The organism is Paraburkholderia metrosideri (assembly GCF_904848625.1).
Lineage (GTDB): Bacteria > Pseudomonadota > Gammaproteobacteria > Burkholderiales > Burkholderiaceae > Paraburkholderia > Paraburkholderia metrosideri.
This window is the reverse complement of the sequence record NZ_CAJHCP010000001.1, coordinates 533191-549458: the sequence shown is the minus strand read 5'-3', so window position 1 is coordinate 549458 and position 16268 is coordinate 533191. Positions and strand designations below refer to the sequence as shown.

The window sequence follows — 16268 nt, the reverse complement described above, 5'->3', positions numbered from 1 at the left end:
TTCACGGTTTCCAGCGATACATCATCACTTTGCCCCGCGCGTCTTCTTCGACGAACACGAGGTACTCGCCATTGCTGCGTTTCGCCGCACTGATACCGTTGGGCACATCGACCCAACCCGACGCGCGTCCCACTTCCGCGCCTGGCCGGATCACGCCGAGCTCCCTGCCGCTGTCCTTGTCCCACACATGCACCGCACCAACCGGCTCGACACCGAAGATGTATTGCCCTTCGACGGTCACGCCGATGATCGTGGCAATCGGTTTGCTCTGTGTTTGCCAGGGCAGCGTGATTGCGTATCGCTGCACCGGATTGCCGCTCGACCATTTGTCGTAGCGCACCAGCACACGGCCGGTTTCCTTCCAGAAGCCGCGATCGAACGGCAGGTCCGACGTATAGCCGGTCACGTACAGCGTGTCGGTAGCCGGTTCGTAGATCGCCCGATGCAGTTCGGTGAACGGTTGCGGCACCGGGTACTGCGTCATGTTCGAATACGAATAAACGGGGTTGCCCTTCGCATCGAGTCCGCCGAACCGGAAGCGGTTAATGCCTTTGTTGTCGCGCGTGCGCCAGATGTCGCCTGCGGTGTCGACCCACCAGCCCCAGCCGCCCGCGAGCTTGGTGCCGGTCGTGTTGAGCGTGAATTCGTCGTTGTCGAACTTGCCGTCGCCGTTCACGTCGCGCCAGATCCAGTCGCCGCCGGGCGGCGCATTCGGCACTTTGGCGACCGCGCGCTCACGTCCGGCGATAAAGCCGGAGGGAATGGCTGTTTCGCCATCGTGCTGCGGATCGAAGCGGTAGATCTTCAGATGATCCGCATACATGTCCGTCAGATACAGGAAGGTATGGCCCTTCAGTTTGCGGGCAATCGGCAGGCCCGGATATTGATCGGTGTGGAAAACGGGATCGTCCGGATATTTGAAACGGTTCGACAGGAAGCCGGCATATTTCCAGTCCTGTCCGGCAGGTTTCGTCAGATCGAGTTCGAAGCGTTTGTTGCCGGTATAAACGCTATCGGGCCGCGACGGATCGATCCACGCGCCATCGACGAAAAGCAGCCCTTGTACCTGCCAGTTCTGTTTGCCATCCGCCGCATAGCTTTCGAGGGTTGCGCCGAGGCCCGCGCCGATCGGGTCGTAATGCGGGCCGATGCCATTGGTCGACACGTACACGTTGCCGTGCGCATCGACGCCGACACCCGTCAGGCCGTTGAAGCGCCGTGGGCCCGGTTTGCCTGCAACGCCGCTGAAAATGCCGCCGCGCTCGCCTAACGAGCCCGCTTCCCTGTAACCGCCATTGCTCTTCGCGAAGAACACAACCTGCTGACGTGGGCCGTTATCGGCGATCAGGATGCGGCCTTGCGCATCGACGGCGAGGTCGACTGCCACCGTATCGGCCGGCAGCGTGAAGTTCTCGTCGATGCGTTTGCCCGCCGCGGTGTAATGCTCGACCTTCGGCGCGCGATCGGTGCGTGTGCCGCTCAGTACCCACAGCGTGCCGTCCGGCGCCAGCGCGAGGCGGCCAGGTTCGTGCACGCTCCACGTGTTTTTCTGCTGCATCGTCTCGGCGTCGATCACCTCGATGCGATCGTGCGTGGTATTCGCCGCATACAACGTGGTGTCATTGGCCGCGAGGCCGCCAATGTCCGCGTTCGTGCCGCTCGGCACCTCGTTCATCATCAGGAAGGCGGCGGCGAGTTGCGCATGCGGGTCGGCCTTATTCGCAGCCGGCTGGAACGGCGCCGCACGTTTCGTATCGGCGATATCCCGGCGCGAAATGCCGAACCACTGCTTGCCCTTGTCCGGCCACACACCCTGCTGGACCAGGCGGCCCTTTTCATTGCCGACCGCAATCGCCACAAACGCATACTTGCGATTCACAGCAACCGCACTGCCGCCGGCATTGCCCCAACCGTGCGTGCCGCCCGCAAAGCCGAGCATCTTGCCGTTCTGATAGACGCTCGCTTCAGCACCGCTTTCATCCCACGGCGCGTTCGTATACACCTTGCCGTCGGGCGCAACCGCGATCGCGGTGATGTTGATCTGCGCCCAGGTGCCGTCGCCGAAACCGAACGTATTGCCGATCCACGACGTCTTCGCGTTCAATGCCGTCTCAGCGCAAGCCGTGAAACTGGCTGATCCAGCAGCCAGTCCAGCGGCATACGCGAGTACAGCGAGCCAGCTTTTGAACGAGAAACGGCGCAAGGTAAGTCCTCCAGTCAGCGACATGTCGCGCGTCGGGCATCGCCCACGCGGCTAAAAAATTCAGTGATGTGACGGATCGGTCCGTCAGAGGCCACGCAAGAACGTGTGGCCGGTTCGTGCAGGAAAGGACGTCGGCAAAGCAGCACTTCAACGAGGCACTTCAATGCGACTGGAAAGAAACCGGCAGCGAGCCGCCGAATGCGGCCCACGCGCCGTCCCTGGACCTTCAGTCCGCACGGCTCACATTACGCGGAAAAAACACCGCAACGAAAATCGAAAATAATTCAAAAATATTCGGCGCTTTAAGCGGCGTGAAAGAAATCGATTTAAAAATCGAATAAGCCGGAATGCATTGTGAAGCGGATCCCGTCGCGATGGGTTTGCCCCATCTTTACCGATGCCGCGGTGTACGCCAAGAATTTATTACGCACTGCGCCATCGTTATCGACCAAGCATATAAATCCATTTCGAATGGGTAACGAAACACCCTGTTGCAATCTGATTCATTTATCCAATTCATTCCCGTTTTTTCGCGATTTTATTTTCCCTAGAATCGATTGCACTTCGGTTGCGACGCGAATCGTTCGCCCGGCCCATCCGCTTCACACCATGGACGGTTCATGACTGCTAGCGCATTGCCCCTCGCGCCCACCCACTCCCGCATCGTGCAGCTCGATGGCCTGCGCGCCATCGCCGTGCTCGCGGTATTCGCGCAACACGCGTTGAAAGCGCCGCTGTGGATGGGTGTCGATCTGTTTTTTGTTCTGAGCGGTTTTCTGATCAGCGGCATCCTGCTGGATCGCAAGGCCCGTGAGCAATCGTATTTCGGCTACTTTTACGCACGCCGCGCACGACGCATCCTGCCGCCGTATGTGCTGCTGATGGTGGTGTCGTCGGTTCTGTTCGGCCTCGGCTGGGCGCAACACTGGTACTGGTACACGTTTTTTGCCACCAATATCGGCGATGCGCTCAATCAGAGCGGTCATGACAGCCTGAACGTGCTGTGGTCGCTCGCGGTCGAGGAGCAGTTCTACATCTTCTGGCCGTTCGTGATCCTGCTGGTGCCCGAGCGCGTGCTCGGCTACGTCGCTGCCGCGCTGATCGTTCTGGTGCCGGTGCTGCGCGCGGTCGCTACGCCGTGGTTCGATTCGTTCTGGCCGATCTACTACCTGACGCCGTTCCGCATGGACCTGCTCGCGGCCGGCGCGTTGCTCGCGGCGGCGGTGCGACGCGATCGCAATGCGCTGGAGCCGTTCAAAGGGCTCGCGGTCCTCGGTTTGTTCGCGGCGCTAGCCGTGCTCGCGTGGCTGCATCTGCACTTTCCGCGTTTTCGCGCGGCTAATACGCCGTTGTCGAACGCGGGCCTCTACAGCGTTTCGTTGGTGCTTTGTACTTCAATCGTGGTCATCGCCCTGCAAAGCAAGGGCATCGTCAAACGGCTGCTGTGCAATCCCGTGCTGGTGTATATCGGCACGATCAGCTACACGATCTATCTGATTCACCTGAGCGTGCTGTACATGCTGTGGCCATTGCATCTGAATCGCTATCCGAGCGCCGCGCTCGCACTCGCGATCACGTTGCTCTACGCCAGCTTCACGTGGTTTGCGTTTGAAAAGCGGCTGATATTCGGCTCGGCGCACAAGAAAGCGCAGGCGCGCGTGCAAGTGACGGCCAATGAGAGCGTCGCCACGGCGGGCGCCGCGCGGCAAGCGCCGCAAAGCCGCGCATGAGGCGGCGGGCATGGCTGGCGGCAAACCTCTGCATGCTGGCTACACCTGCGCTGACGACGTTCGCCGCCGCTGCACGCACGACGCCGCCGCCGCCTGCGCAGGTCGTGATCGAAGCGTATGGCGATTCGACCACGCTCGGCATTACGTGCGCCAACGGCCATTGCGGCCCGCAGCCGCAAAACGCCGTGTCGTATCTGCAGGATGAATTGCAAACGCACCACGGCGACCAGGTGCGCGTCACGAACTACGGCGTGGGCGGCACGATGGCCACGCAATTGCGCGACGGCACGGGCAACCGGCGTGCGGGGCCGACAGCGGGCTTGCCCTGGCAGGCGCGTCTTGCAGCGTCGCCAGCGCAGATCGTGTTGATCAACTACGGCATCAACGAGGTGATGCAGAACCAGACGCCCGAGCAGTTTTATGCGGCAGAAACAACGCTGGTAAAAACCGCTCGCGCGCTCGGCAAGCAGCCGGTTTTGCAAACCTCGAATCCGCTGCCCGATAACCGACTCAATGCGCGGCTCGCCGCGATGGTAACGATGACGCGCCGCGTCGCGATCGAACAACAGGTGCCGCTGGTCGACCAGTTCGCTTATGTGAGCGGCCTGCCCGACTGGAAGACGTTGATGTCCGACGGTGCACACCCCAAGCCGGGTTTGTACCGGCTGAAAGCAGAACAGGATTATCAGGTCGTCGAACCGCTGGTGCGGCGACTGCTGGACGGCACGCGCTGAAGCTCTTTTTCAAGCGCGCTACGCGATTCGACCGAATCGCGTGAAGCGAAACGACGCCGAACGTGCTTCTGAAATGCGCTTCCGGGTGTGCCGAAGAAATGCGCCAGTCAGGCGTGAATATTTTTTATTAATTAACCCATATTGAAGGCGAGCTATGAGCCAACCACGCAAAGCGATCATTACCGGCGTATCCGGGCAGGACGGCGCCTATCTGACCAAGCTGCTGCTCGAAAAGGGCTATCACGTGACCGGCACGTACCGCCGCACCAGTTCCGTCAACTTCTGGCGCATACGTGAGCTCGGCGTGCTCGATCATCCGAATCTGCGTCTGGTCGAACACGATCTGACCGACCTCGGCTCCACGCTGCGACTGCTCGACAATACCCAGGCCGACGAACTGTACAACCTCGCCGCACAAAGCTTCGTGGGTGTGTCGTTCGATCAGCCCGTGACCACCGCCGAAGTGACCGGCATCGGCGCGCTGAATCTGCTCGAGGGGCTGCGCATTCTGAGCCCTAAAACACGCTTCTATCAGGCGTCGACATCGGAAATGTTCGGCCTGGTCCAAGCGGTTCCGCAACGCGAAGAGACGCCCTTCTATCCGCGCAGTCCGTATGGCGTTGCCAAGCTGTTCGCCCACTGGTCGACGATCAATTATCGCGAGTCGTACAACCTGTTTGCGAGCAGCGGGATTCTGTTCAATCACGAATCGCCGCTGCGTGGCCGCGAATTCGTCACGCGCAAGATCACCGACACGGTTGCGAAGATCAAGCTCGGCAAGCAGGACGCGCTCGAACTCGGCAATCTGAGCGCAAAGCGCGACTGGGGCTTCGCACTCGAATACGTGGAAGGCATGTGGCGCATGCTGCAAGCCGATGAACCGGACACCTTCGTGCTCGCCACCGGCCGCACCGAAACGGTCCGCGATTTTGTGCGGATGGCGTTTGCCGCAGCGGGTTATCAGATCGAGTGGTCGGGTAAGGAAGAGCGCGAAACCGGTATCGATGTGGCGACCGGCAAGACGCTGGTGCGCGTGAACCCGAAGTTCTATCGCCCGGCTGAAGTGGAGTTGCTGATTGGCTGCGCGGATAAAGCCCGCGATACGCTCGGCTGGAAGCCTGAAACCACGCTGGAACAGCTTTGCCACATGATGGTTCATGCAGACATTGGCCGTAACGAGCATCACGAGACGTTCTGATTGACGACGACGCGCGGCCTGAAGGCCGCGCTCCTTTGTCCCGGTCAGACGCAAAAGAACGAGGCCCGATCGCTATGATTCGGGCCTCGTTTTTTATTTCCCTGCGTGAGATGCGCGAGATGCGCGAGACTCAGTGCACTTCGCCTGCGCGAATCGCCTCGCTATACACCGACGCCACCCGCTTCGCGATCACCGAGTTATCGAAATTGTCGCGCGCATAACGGCGGCACGCTTCGGCATCCGGCAACTTCAATGAGCCGTTCAACGCACCGGCGAGTCCATCCGCGATCGCCTTCGCGCCCGTCTCCGGCAGCACCAGATTCGGCGACAATCCCGCCACCGCTTCCGGCAAACCACCCACCGGCGTCACCAGCACCGGCGTGCCCGATGCCAGCGATTCAACGGTAATCAGGCCGAAGCCTTCCAGCGCGACCGTCGGCACGACGCTGATATTCGCCGCGCGATACAACGCCGCGAGATGCTGATCGGGCACGAACCCCAGCAGCTTCACGTTGTCTTCGAGACCCGCTTCGGTGATGCGTGCCTGCAATTCGCCTTCGAGCCGCCCTTTGCCGGCGATCAGCAGCAGCACGTCGGGCGCGCTGTGCTTGAGCAGCTTCACCGCATCGATCAGATCTTCCAGACCCATGCGGCGCACCAGGCGTCGCACTGCCAGCACGATCGGCCGGTCTTGCGGCAATTGCAGCTTCAGACGTGCTTCAGCCGGCGTGATAGGCAGATTGAACTGCTCGACGTCGACGCAACCGGGCACCACGCGCACGCGCTCCGGTGCAATGCGATAACGGGAAGTCAGAATCTTGCCGAATGCTTCCGACAACACGATCAATCGCGACGAACGCGCATAGACCGATTGCTCCAGATAGCGCTTCGCGCGCTGACCGAGCGAGTCCGCGCCTTCAACATGGCTCTCGTCGGCCCACGGTCCCTGAAAATGCGAGACCTGCGGAATGCCGCGCGTCACGTCGAGGCCTGGAAACGTGTACAACGCAAAGTGCGACGAAATCACGTCAGGACGCGACGTGCTGATTTCCTGGCGCAGCGCCCGGCGTGCCGCCATCAATCGCAACGGCAGCGATTGCGCAGCCGAGCCGAAGCCGTTGATGGCGCCGCCCGTATCGGCGGCGACTTTCGGCGAGCCGGCCACCACGCCGCGCACCGCGACGCCTGCGCCCGGCAATGCGCCGACCAGCGAGTAGTACATGCGGTCAAGGCCGCCCGCGCGCTCGGGAAACCAGTGCATCCCGATCTGCAGCGATTTGATTGAGCTCGTCGTCATGGTTATTGCCCCTGTGCGTTCTGAGAGTTGTGTGGGTAGTGCGCCGGATCAATGGATGGCAGGGTAAGGAACCGCCATCTCACTCCGCGCTCTTCTGTCCGGCCAGCGTGTTCAGCGTCAGCGCATCGGTCTTCGCCACCGCCGACGCTTCCGCTTCGCTGCGCTGGCGATTCTTCTGCTGCCCCGCCAACTGGCGATACAGCGCGATGTATTGCTCGGCCATTCGTGCCCAGCCGAAACCGGTCGCGAGCTGATTGGCAGCGACGCCCATCGCGAGCCGCGCCTCGTCGTTCTCCGCGAGACGTGCGACCGCGCCGGCCAGCGCCTTGGGATCGTCCGGATCGTCGAGCACGATGCCGCAATCCGGCGTGATGATTTCAGCGCCGCCCGCCGTGCGCGCGGTGACTACCGGCAACCCGGCCGCCATCGCTTCGAGCAGCGACAGGCTCATCGCTTCGTAACGCGACGGGAACACGAAAGCGTCGACGGAATGCATCAGCACGGGCATCTCTTTCACGAGCCCAAGAAAATGCACACGATGCGCAATGCCCAGCGCCTTCGCCTGTTCCGGATACGGACTGCCCGGCAGATAACCGGCCACGGCAATCTGCACGTGATCGGGTAAATGCTTCAAAGCGGCCAGCACCGTGCCGAGGTTTTTACGCGGCGTGCGCAGATCGCCGACGAACAGCAGCAAAAACGCGTCCTTCGGCAAATTGAATTTCTCGCGATTGCCGGTGGCCGCCGCAAATCCCTGCGTGTCGACGCCGTTGTAAATCACGTCGACGCGGTTATCCGGCGTGAGTCCGATCGCACGAATCTCGTCAGCGACCTTTTGCGACACAGCGGTAATCACCTTCGAGCGGCGGTAAGCCCAGCCTTCGAGCAACGCGTTGCAGCGCGTATACACCGACTGATACGCGGACCACACGCCCTTCGTGAGGCCGAACGGGTAGTACTTGCTGCCGAACCAGCCGCTATGCACGAAGTGCGACGTATTGACGTCGGCCGGCATCCACGTGATGAAGCCGTTCACGTGCAGCACGTCGAATTCGCGGCGATGCGCGCGCAGCCATAACGCGCTCTTTAACGCGAACACCTGCTGGCGTAGCAGATTGGTGGGCCACCAGCGGCCGATTTTCACCGGTACCCAGCGGACATTCGGATGCGCCAGCAATTCCGGCGCGACGTGCGAGGCGACCAGCGTGACGCCGATGTTCTCGTCGAGAGCGGCGCGCGCGATCTCGTGGTTGACGCGCCCCTGGCCGTCGTTATGGCGCACGACGTGCGTGACAATGGCGACTCTCAATCAGTGCCTCCGTGGAGAATAAGCGTGCGTCGGCGGTTCATCTTTTCGTAATGAACCGCGGAAAGGATCGAAAAAACACCCATGAAAAGCAGCAGGCCGCCGGTGCCGACCAGTGAGTTGGTGAACACCAGCATCGCGAAGGTGGCGAGGCTCAGGCTCAGGCACGCGGACACGAATTTGTCGTCGCGAAGTTTGAACGACGCGAGCACCGCGCGCGTCACGAGCCAGATGATGCCGGACATATAAAGCAGCGTGCCCGGCCAGCCGAGCACGAACGGGATGTTCATCACGCCGCTGTCGAAGTTGCCGTACTGGCCGAGTTGACCGCCGTCGTTCGAGAGCTTGGTGGAGGTGCCCGTCGCGCCCATGCCTTCACCGGACACATCGGTAAAGGCGGTTTTCGCGAAGGTGGCATAGAACTCGTTCCGGGCGGCGTAGCTCTGGTCGTCGTTCAGATTGACGATGGTGGTCAGACGCGCCTGCATCCGCTCGGCGACCGGGCCGACCGCGAGCAGCGGCACGCACAGGCCAGCCAGCAGTACCGCACTGGCAACGATGCGCACCCGCACCTTGTTATTCGATTTCACGAGCTGGATCAGCAGTGCGATCACCCAGCCGCCCCACGTCGACCGCACGAGGCTCAGCGCGAACGAGAAGAAGCCTAGCGCCGCGGCGATCCAGCGCACGCGGTGCGTCGCCGCCATCACGAAGACCATCGCGCCCATCATCGCGAAGGCGAACGGTCCGGACGAATTCATCGTACTGAATACGCGCACGCCCATCGGGACCGGGTCGCCTTGCGAGTTCATCTGCGAGCCGAGCATCCACAGCGCGTCCCATGGCGGCATGATGAAGAACTGGATCAGCCCGTAGCCGCCCATCACCAGCATGCCCCAGATAAACGTATTGACGATGGTGTCGCGATACTGCGGATACTGGCGCGTATTCGCCATGATGTGAAAGCCGATCAGGATCGGATAGAGCCAGTTCGCGAGGTCATAGGTGGCCGCGAGCGGCCCGCTCGACATCACGCCGATCATGAACGCATAGATGAGGCCGAGCAGGATCAGCAGCACCGGCAGACCGCGCCGCTGCGCGAGCAATCTGTAATAACGCAGCAGGGACAACGCGCTGATCATCGTGACCGCTAGCGGCGCGACCTGAATCAGGCTGGTCGGCGTGAACGCGCCTTTCGACCAGTCGGCCAGACGCCGCACTTCGGGGCTCAGGAACCATAGCCACCACATGAAGCCGATATAGCGCGCGGGACTTTTGAAGTACAGCCACAGGCCGGTCAGGATCGCGAGCACCGGAAACGCGAGCGTCAGCACCGTGCCCTGATGCGCGATGATCAGCACCGCCGTGATCAGCCACAGCAACACCGGCGGCAGCCATTCCTGCGCACCACCCGAGGTGGAACGCACGGCAGCGGCGGGGTCGGCTCGCGGAATGGTCGACATGGTTCAGAGCCCTCCGCGCGATTCGCGCGTGGCAGCACGTTGCGCCGAGGCTTGCGGTTGCGTTTGCGGTTGCGGTTGCGCTTGAGGTTGCGTGCGTGCCCGTGCGCGCAGCATTTCCTGCGTGATGCGCACGTGTTGCATCGCGTAGTGCCGGGTGGTCAGGTCGCGCTCGAGCAAACCGGCTGCGGCGGCTTGCGCCTGGCGCAATGCTTCGGCTGGGAACGCGGCGAGTTGATCGACCGCATCGCGCAAAGCCGGCGGATTGAACGGCGGAATATAAGACGCTTCACTGGACGGAAAATAGTCCTGCAAGGCGCCGACGCTGGTCGCCACCATCGGCTTGCCGACCGCCGCCGCTTCCAGCATCACGGTGATACCCGACGCGTGCGTATTGGGCCGCAGCGGTACGACAATCACGTCGGCCCAGTCGTAAAGTTCGTGCTGCTTTTTTATGCCCGAGAACAACGCAATCTCGACATTCGAGGCGCGCAGCGACGACGGAATCCGCCGCCGCGTCGCGAGCTTGACCGTGTAACGCGGATCGTTGCCGAACGCCTTGATCAGCGTCTCCCAGTCGCGGTCGCGGTCGTTGCCGATCGCGGCGATGCGGATCGGCGTGTGCGGTGTCCAGCTGGTCGGCGCGTTGACCGGGAAGTCTTGCGTGTTCAGGCCGTATAGCAACGGTGTGGCATCGCGGTTGAAATAGCGCTGGCATAGTTCGGCGTTCTCGCTCGCGAGCGTGGTCAATTGATCGGCGCGACTCATCAGCTTCCGGTACAGCCAGCTACGCACAATCCCATAGGAAGGCCATTTATCGAGCAGCCACACGCTTTGCGCGAGCAGAAGGGGCTTGGCCCCTGGCCCGGCCTTGCGGCCGCTCAGAAGCAGCATTAACGCGGCGGACAGCCATTCCTGTTCGGTATGCGTCCAGATCACATCCGAGCGGAGCATTTCCGCGCGGTTACGCCATGTGTGGATCAGGTCGAAGCCCAGCATCGCCTTCAGGCCACGGCGGATCAACCGCACCGCTTTGCTCTCGCGCGCGTCCTGCGAATAGGTCAGCGCGAACGCGTCGGACTCTGCGTGGTGATAGCCGTACAGGCAGCCGATGTCGTCGCCGGGCCGGTAATAGCGCGGGTCGGCGCCGTAAAACAGATGAACGTGAACTTTCGTACTCATGCAGACACTCCGCTCTGCCGGTGGAAAGGGGCATCGGCGGCCCTGGTGCGGGCCGTGTGCCGATGCGCGAACGTCAGCGACGTCGCAGACGGGGTAAGCGCGTCAAAACCTTGCATGCGCATCAGGACAACGCCCGGCGAGCTTCATGCGCCCCCGTACGCACCGCGCGCCAGCGCGACAGCTTGAGCCCCGCCTGCTTCGACAGCAGTCCCAGTGCCGCATGCGTGAGCCCCGGATAGACCCGGGTGCCGACCAGCGTCCACCACCACCACGCTGTTTCACGGCGCAGCGGCGGCAACTGGTCGCGCAGGATCAGATGGAAATTGAACGCGGCGTTGCGCAGTGCGTTCATGGTTTGCGCGTCACGCCGGTCGTCGTCGAAGCGCTCGGCGGGGAAATGATCGACCGCCACACGCGGGTCGTACATCAGCTTCCAGCCGGCGTTTTTCACGGCGAGGCTGAACGCCATGTCGTTATGAACCTGCGCGCCTGCGCCACGCAAACGCGCGTCGAAGCGGATGGTGCGTACCGCGTCGCGCCGGTAGCTCATATTGGCGCCCTTCAGGATGTCGACTTCGCGGGCACCGCCCACCCCCAGATGATGGTTGCCGATGATCTTGCCGTGCGCGGTGACCTTGCCCACCAGCGGCCGCTCGCCATCCAGCACGCGGCCCTTTTCGTGGACCCAGTCACGGCCGCCCAGGGCGCCGAGACGGGCGTCGTTTTCGAAGGCACCCGCAATCCGGCCGACCCAGTCGGCGTGTGGCGCAGCGTCGTCGTCGGTGATCGCAATGATGTCGCCGGTGGCCGCATCCAGGCCGCGATTGAGCGCCGCGACCTGGCCCGGCACGTCGACCAGCGCCACCGACAACGGCAGCTTGCCCGGCACCGCCGGATCGCGCAGACACATATGGGTCGCATCGTCGTCGGCGCGTGCGACCACCACGACCTCGTCCGGCGCGCGCGACTGCCGTTGCAGCGCGGCGAGGCAGCGCGCCAGATCGGCCGGGCGGCGGTAAGTTGGAACCAGTACCGTCACTTTCATCGTGATGTCCTTTTTTATCGTCATTGCGCTGGGTTCTGAACGCGGGCGCTCAGGTGCTCGGGTGCTTAGGTGCCTTCGATCAGGTGCTCAGATATTCCTGAACCGCTGCATAACCCCGGTCGTAACCGCCCCGCGAGCGTGCCGGCATGCCGTTGAAAATACCGCCCTGCACCTGCACGCCCGCGGCACGCAGGCGCTTGAGCGAATCGGCGATCTCGCCTTCGCTATGCATGCCCGAGCGCATCACGAAGAAGGTCGAGCCCGCATACGCGCCGATGATCGACGCATCGGTCACGGCCAGCACCGGCGGCGTGTCGATCAGGATCACGTCGTAGCGTTTCGCGAGTCCATCGAGGTATTGCGGCAGACGTGGCGACATCAGCAGTTCCGACGGATTCGGCGGACGGCGGCCGCACGCCACGAAACTCAGCCCTTCCACGCTGGTGCTGCGGATCGCTTCTTCAAGCGAGATCTGCCCGCTCAGCAATTCGGACATACCGTTGTCCTGCGCGCCACCCATGTAGCGTTCCAGCACGCCGCGCCGCATATCGCCGTCGATCAGCAGCACACGCTTGCCGGAATTCGCGAGCAGCACGGCGAGGTTCGCCGTCAGGAAGCTCTTGCCGACACCGGCCATCGGGCCCGTCAACATGACGATGCGGTTGCGCGCGTCCATCATCGTGAACTGCATCGAGGTGCGCAGACTGCGCAGACTTTCGATCGTGACATCCTTGGGACGCGCGGTCGCCAGCACCGAGCGCAGACGTTCGCCGCCGCGCTCGAAGCCGCTTTCGAGCAATGCCTGTTCAGCGCTTTGCGGCACGAGACCGAATACCGGCAGATGGAAAGCGCGCTCGATGTGATCCGGATCGTCGATACCCTTGAACATATTGCGGCGCAGGAACACAAAGCCCGTGCCTGCAATCAGCCCGAGAATCACCGCCGCCGACAGGATCAGCATCTTCTTCGGCTTGACCGGCGCACCCGGGCGCAGCGCGACGTCGACGATATGCACGTTGCCGCCGGTGCCCGCTTTCTGCACCGACAACTCCTGCACGCGGTTCAGCAGCAGCACGTAGATGTCTTCAGCGACCTTCGCGTCACGCTGCAACTGCACGGCCTTCACCTCGGTCGCCGGCAAATCGCGGAAACGGTCTGCGTATTTCGCGCGTTGCGCCTGCAATTCGGCCATCTGTTCACGTGCGGCGACCAACGTCGGATGGTCGTCGCCATAACGTTCCGTCAACTGCGCCATCTGCAGACGCAAGCCTGCGATCTGCTGCTCGTACTGCATGCTGCCTTCGAGGTAGACCTTCGCCTCGTCGCTGGCATTGATCGAACCCGACTGACGCTGATAGGCGGTCAACGCAGCTTCGGCGCGTTCCAGGTCGGACTTCAGACGCGGCTCTTCGCTCTTCAGGAACGCGAGCATCTTGATGGCGTCTTCCTGCTTGCTTTCCACGTGCTGGCGTACGTACGACTGCGCCAGCGCGTTGGCGACCAGCGCCGCGTGTTCGGGGCTCTTGTCTTCCAGCGAAATCTGGATCACGCCGGTCTGCTTGCCCTGTTCCTGCACCGTGATCGCCGACTGGAACGCGGTGATCGCGTCGAGGTCGTTCGCGCGCATCACCGTGAATTCCTGACCCGCACGGGCCACCAGCTTGTTGATCAGGATCGTCACGCCACCGCCTTGCGCCTGCTGGCCAACCTGGCCGCGCAGCAGCAACGCGCCGTTATCCGCGTGCAGTTCGTAGTGCTGGTCGTCGAGGACGGTCAGCGTGAGCTTCTGGCCTTCGAGTGCGGGAATCACATCGATCGAATCGACATCGACGATTTCACCGCCCCATGCATACGACTTGAGGCCGAGCCACGGACGCGCCGGCTGCCCCGGTGTCGCCATCCGCGCGGCGATGCTGCCGAGCAGCGGGAAGGTCTTCGGCGTGACGCTGAAGTTCAGCTTCAACTGCTGCACGACCGGGCCAACCACGCCCCGGCTCTTGATGATCTCGATCTCGGCGTCGGTCGGCAGCGACGTCGAGCCGGTGGTGATCGCGGCGCCGGTTTGCGTCTGCGTCAGCGCCTGCGACGTGTTGTCCGAGGTTTCGACGCGCACGTGCGCATCCGCCGAATAAGTCGGCTTGGCGAGGTAGCAGTACGCGGCGGCCAGCGCGACGATCACCCCGGCGATCGCAAGCAACCACCAGATGTCGTCGAGGATCACCTGCACCAGTTGTCCGAGGACGATGTCTTCTTCTTCGGTCTTGATCGGACCAGCCATGTGTGGAGAGATTTGATTGCTCACAATTCGATCCCGTATCGTTTGCTTAAGGCTTGCGCTTCAGCGTTGTGCGTCAGCGGTCAGCCTCGGCGTTTGCTTCGGTCCCGCGCTGCATCCTCGATGGGCAATGCGGCGCGGGCCTGTCTACGGCTCAGACGTTCAGCGCGTCAGTTGTTTCAGATAGAACAGCGTCTGCACGCTCGGCAGAACCTGCTGCAACACACGGTTGAACGTGGTCGAGGCAGCCGTGCCGACATACACGACGTCAAGCGGCTTCAACTGGAACTGCGACGACAGCATGATCGAGTCCGGTTGCGTCATATCGAGGCGGAACACTTCCGGCGTGGTCGGGTGGTCCTTCATGCCGCGCATCACGAAGATCTGCCGCGGATTGGCGTCGGTATCGAGAATGCCGCCGCCTTGCGTCAGCGCATCGGCGATCGTCATGCGGCCGCGAATGATCGGCAACTGGATCGGCGTCTTCACTTCACCCATCACGAACACGCGGCTATCGGTGCGGTCCGGCACGTTGATCACGTCGTTGTTTTGCAGCATCACGTTCTGCGTCGTGTCGCCTTTGTCGAGCATCCGGTCGGCGTCGAGCACGTAAAGCTTGTGGTTGCGCGTGAGGCGCACGCGCTGGATGTCGGCATCCGAATTCGTGCCGCCCGAGCGGGTGATGGCGTCGACCAGCGTGAGCGGCACGTCGCTGATGGCGAGCGGGCCCGGCGTTTTCACTTCACCGGTGACCTGCACTTTCTGTCCGCGATACGACAGCACCCGCACGTCGACCTGCGGGTTGCGGATATAGCGGACCAGGCCGCTCGCGAGCTGATCGCGCAACTGGCCCGCGGTCTTGCCGGCGGCCTGAATGCGGCCAACAAACGGGAAGAAGATGGTGCCGTCGGCGGCAATGGTCTGGCCGTACGGATCGGCCTGGCCAGGCAGCGCAGCGGTGTACGGCTGCTGCAACGCGCCTCCGATCGACTGCGTGGTGTTGCCGCCCGCCGACAGCGTGCTGCCCTGCGGCGTGGTCAATTCCGGGTGATCCCACACGGTGATCCCGAGAATGTCCTGCGGCGAAAGGCGGTACACGTACTGCGACGGGTCGGCGATGGCCGAGGTCGGCAGTTCCTGCGTTTTCGATGCGGCGGCTTGCGCCTGCGCGACGATCAGGTTGGCATCGATCAGATGGACCGGGTACGTTTCGGTGGGCGTCTGACCATCGTCCTTCAGACGCGACGAGTCGAGATAGTTACCCGGTGCGGTGGCACAAGCCGACAGAAAGGACGTCAGCAAAAGCGTGGCGGCAAATGTCGATCCGACCTTCGAACCGAGATTCGCGAATGAGTTTGCAGTGAGTTTTTTCATCAGCATATTTTTTTTAGCCATCCCATGACCAGATGTTCGATGAGCACGAGACTCTCCCTGTATGCGGTTTCCGCGCCACCGTGCGGATCGGCGACGTCGGAATCGTCTTCCCATTTGCCGAGCGGATAGACCTTGCCGCGCGAGGCCGGATCGAGTGCTTCGACGTCGCTCACCTGCGCGCGCTCGGTGACGAGCACGAGATCGGCGGAGCGCACGAGTTGGCGATCGAGCCGCCGCGAGTAGTGAATGCCAGATTCAACGCCTTGCTCGGCGAGCAGGCGTTGCATGACCGGGTCCATGCCGTGGCCATTCATCGCACGCAGACCCGCCGAATGAAACGCGATCGGCGCGGTGGACCGCCGCGCCTGGGCGACCGCGCGCTGGCGTGCCTTGAACAGCATTTCCGCAGCCGGCGAGCGGCACACATTGGCGTGGCAGACGATCAGAACGTTGGCGAACATGGC

The 16268-nt window shown here is 62.5% G+C and carries 13 protein-coding genes; 4 read left to right on the top strand and 9 right to left on the bottom strand.

Features of this window, described 5'->3' with window-relative positions:
- Position 1 precedes the first annotated feature (1 nt).
- Positions 2-2203 (bottom strand): NHL repeat-containing protein, encoded by a 2202-nt coding sequence (locus LMG28727_RS02370; protein WP_201640814.1) that lies wholly within the window; start codon positions 2201-2203, stop codon positions 2-4.
- Between the two features lie 116 nt (positions 2204-2319).
- Here LMG28727_RS02370 and LMG28727_RS02365 point away from each other — a divergent pair, with 116 nt between their 5' ends.
- The 4 genes from LMG28727_RS02365 to gmd all read left to right on the top strand — a co-directional run bounded on the left by LMG28727_RS02365 (position 2320) and on the right by gmd (position 5865).
- Positions 2320-2544, top strand: a complete 225-nt coding sequence (locus LMG28727_RS02365; protein ID WP_201640693.1) for a hypothetical protein — start codon at positions 2320-2322, stop codon at positions 2542-2544.
- A gap of 279 nt (positions 2545-2823) precedes the next feature.
- The gene (locus LMG28727_RS02360; RefSeq protein WP_201640692.1) at positions 2824-3933 is read left to right on the top strand and encodes an acyltransferase family protein; all 1110 of its coding nucleotides are present in this window, start codon (positions 2824-2826) and stop codon (positions 3931-3933) included.
- Positions 3930-4667, top strand: coding sequence for an SGNH/GDSL hydrolase family protein (locus tag LMG28727_RS02355; protein WP_201640691.1), 738 nt, complete (start codon positions 3930-3932; stop codon positions 4665-4667). Before LMG28727_RS02360 ends, LMG28727_RS02355 begins: the two co-directional genes overlap by 4 nt.
- 154 nt (positions 4668-4821) lie before the next feature.
- Positions 4822-5865 carry a GDP-mannose 4,6-dehydratase gene (gmd, locus tag LMG28727_RS02350; protein WP_201640690.1) on the top strand — a complete coding sequence of 348 codons (1044 nt, stop codon included), beginning with the start codon at positions 4822-4824 and terminating at the stop codon, positions 5863-5865.
- Positions 5866-5995: 130 nt separating this feature from the next.
- Here gmd and LMG28727_RS02345 read toward each other — a convergent pair whose 3' ends face one another.
- From LMG28727_RS02345 to LMG28727_RS02310, 8 genes are all read right to left on the bottom strand, one after another.
- Positions 5996-7162 carry a glycosyltransferase family 4 protein gene (locus LMG28727_RS02345; protein WP_201640689.1) on the bottom strand — a complete coding sequence of 389 codons (1167 nt, stop codon included), beginning with the start codon at positions 7160-7162 and terminating at the stop codon, positions 5996-5998.
- Positions 7163-7241: 79 nt separating this feature from the next.
- Positions 7242-8471 carry a glycosyltransferase family 4 protein gene (locus tag LMG28727_RS02340; RefSeq protein WP_201640688.1) on the bottom strand — a complete coding sequence of 410 codons (1230 nt, stop codon included), beginning with the start codon at positions 8469-8471 and terminating at the stop codon, positions 7242-7244.
- Positions 8468-9931 carry a glucose-6-phosphate isomerase gene (locus tag LMG28727_RS02335; RefSeq protein ID WP_201640687.1) on the bottom strand — a complete coding sequence of 488 codons (1464 nt, stop codon included), beginning with the start codon at positions 9929-9931 and terminating at the stop codon, positions 8468-8470. The genes LMG28727_RS02340 and LMG28727_RS02335 overlap by 4 nt, the downstream gene beginning before the upstream one ends.
- Before the next feature lie 3 nt (positions 9932-9934).
- Positions 9935-11110 carry a glycosyltransferase gene (locus LMG28727_RS02330; RefSeq protein WP_201640686.1) on the bottom strand — a complete coding sequence of 392 codons (1176 nt, stop codon included), beginning with the start codon at positions 11108-11110 and terminating at the stop codon, positions 9935-9937.
- A gap of 121 nt (positions 11111-11231) precedes the next feature.
- The gene (locus LMG28727_RS02325) at positions 11232-12155 is read right to left on the bottom strand and encodes a glycosyltransferase family 2 protein (RefSeq protein ID WP_201640685.1); all 924 of its coding nucleotides are present in this window, start codon (positions 12153-12155) and stop codon (positions 11232-11234) included.
- A 79-nt stretch (positions 12156-12234) separates the two neighbouring features.
- Positions 12235-14433 (bottom strand): polysaccharide biosynthesis tyrosine autokinase, encoded by a 2199-nt coding sequence (locus LMG28727_RS02320; protein ID WP_201640813.1) that lies wholly within the window; start codon positions 14431-14433, stop codon positions 12235-12237.
- A 159-nt stretch (positions 14434-14592) separates the two neighbouring features.
- Complete coding sequence (locus tag LMG28727_RS02315) at positions 14593-15810, bottom strand: polysaccharide biosynthesis/export family protein (RefSeq protein ID WP_201640812.1); 1218 nt, start codon at positions 15808-15810, stop codon at positions 14593-14595.
- The gene (locus tag LMG28727_RS02310; protein WP_201640684.1) at positions 15804-16265 is read right to left on the bottom strand and encodes an arsenate reductase/protein-tyrosine-phosphatase family protein; all 462 of its coding nucleotides are present in this window, start codon (positions 16263-16265) and stop codon (positions 15804-15806) included. Before LMG28727_RS02310 ends, LMG28727_RS02315 begins: the two co-directional genes overlap by 7 nt.
- Between the last annotated feature and the right edge of the window lie 3 nt (positions 16266-16268).

Excerpts from the sequence above, each read along its gene's own strand:
- LMG28727_RS02325 (WP_201640685.1), bottom strand. The coding sequence starts at position 12,155 with ATGAAAGTGACGGTACTGGTTCCAACTTACCGCCGCCCGGCCGATCTG.
- LMG28727_RS02310 (WP_201640684.1), bottom strand. The coding sequence starts at position 16,265 with ATGTTCGCCAACGTTCTGATCGTCTGCCACGCCAATGTGTGCCGCTCG.
- LMG28727_RS02335 (WP_201640687.1), bottom strand. The coding sequence starts at position 9,931 with ATGTCGACCATTCCGCGAGCCGACCCCGCCGCTGCCGTGCGTTCCACC.
- LMG28727_RS02330 (WP_201640686.1), bottom strand. The coding sequence starts at position 11,110 with ATGAGTACGAAAGTTCACGTTCATCTGTTTTACGGCGCCGACCCGCGC.
- LMG28727_RS02320 (WP_201640813.1), bottom strand. The coding sequence starts at position 14,433 with ATGGCTGGTCCGATCAAGACCGAAGAAGAAGACATCGTCCTCGGACAA.
- gmd (WP_201640690.1), top strand. The coding sequence starts at position 4,822 with ATGAGCCAACCACGCAAAGCGATCATTACCGGCGTATCCGGGCAGGAC.
- LMG28727_RS02355 (WP_201640691.1), top strand. The coding sequence starts at position 3,930 with ATGAGGCGGCGGGCATGGCTGGCGGCAAACCTCTGCATGCTGGCTACA.
- LMG28727_RS02315 (WP_201640812.1), bottom strand. The coding sequence starts at position 15,810 with ATGCTGATGAAAAAACTCACTGCAAACTCATTCGCGAATCTCGGTTCG.
- LMG28727_RS02345 (WP_201640689.1), bottom strand. The coding sequence starts at position 7,162 with ATGACGACGAGCTCAATCAAATCGCTGCAGATCGGGATGCACTGGTTT.
- LMG28727_RS02360 (WP_201640692.1), top strand. The coding sequence starts at position 2,824 with ATGACTGCTAGCGCATTGCCCCTCGCGCCCACCCACTCCCGCATCGTG.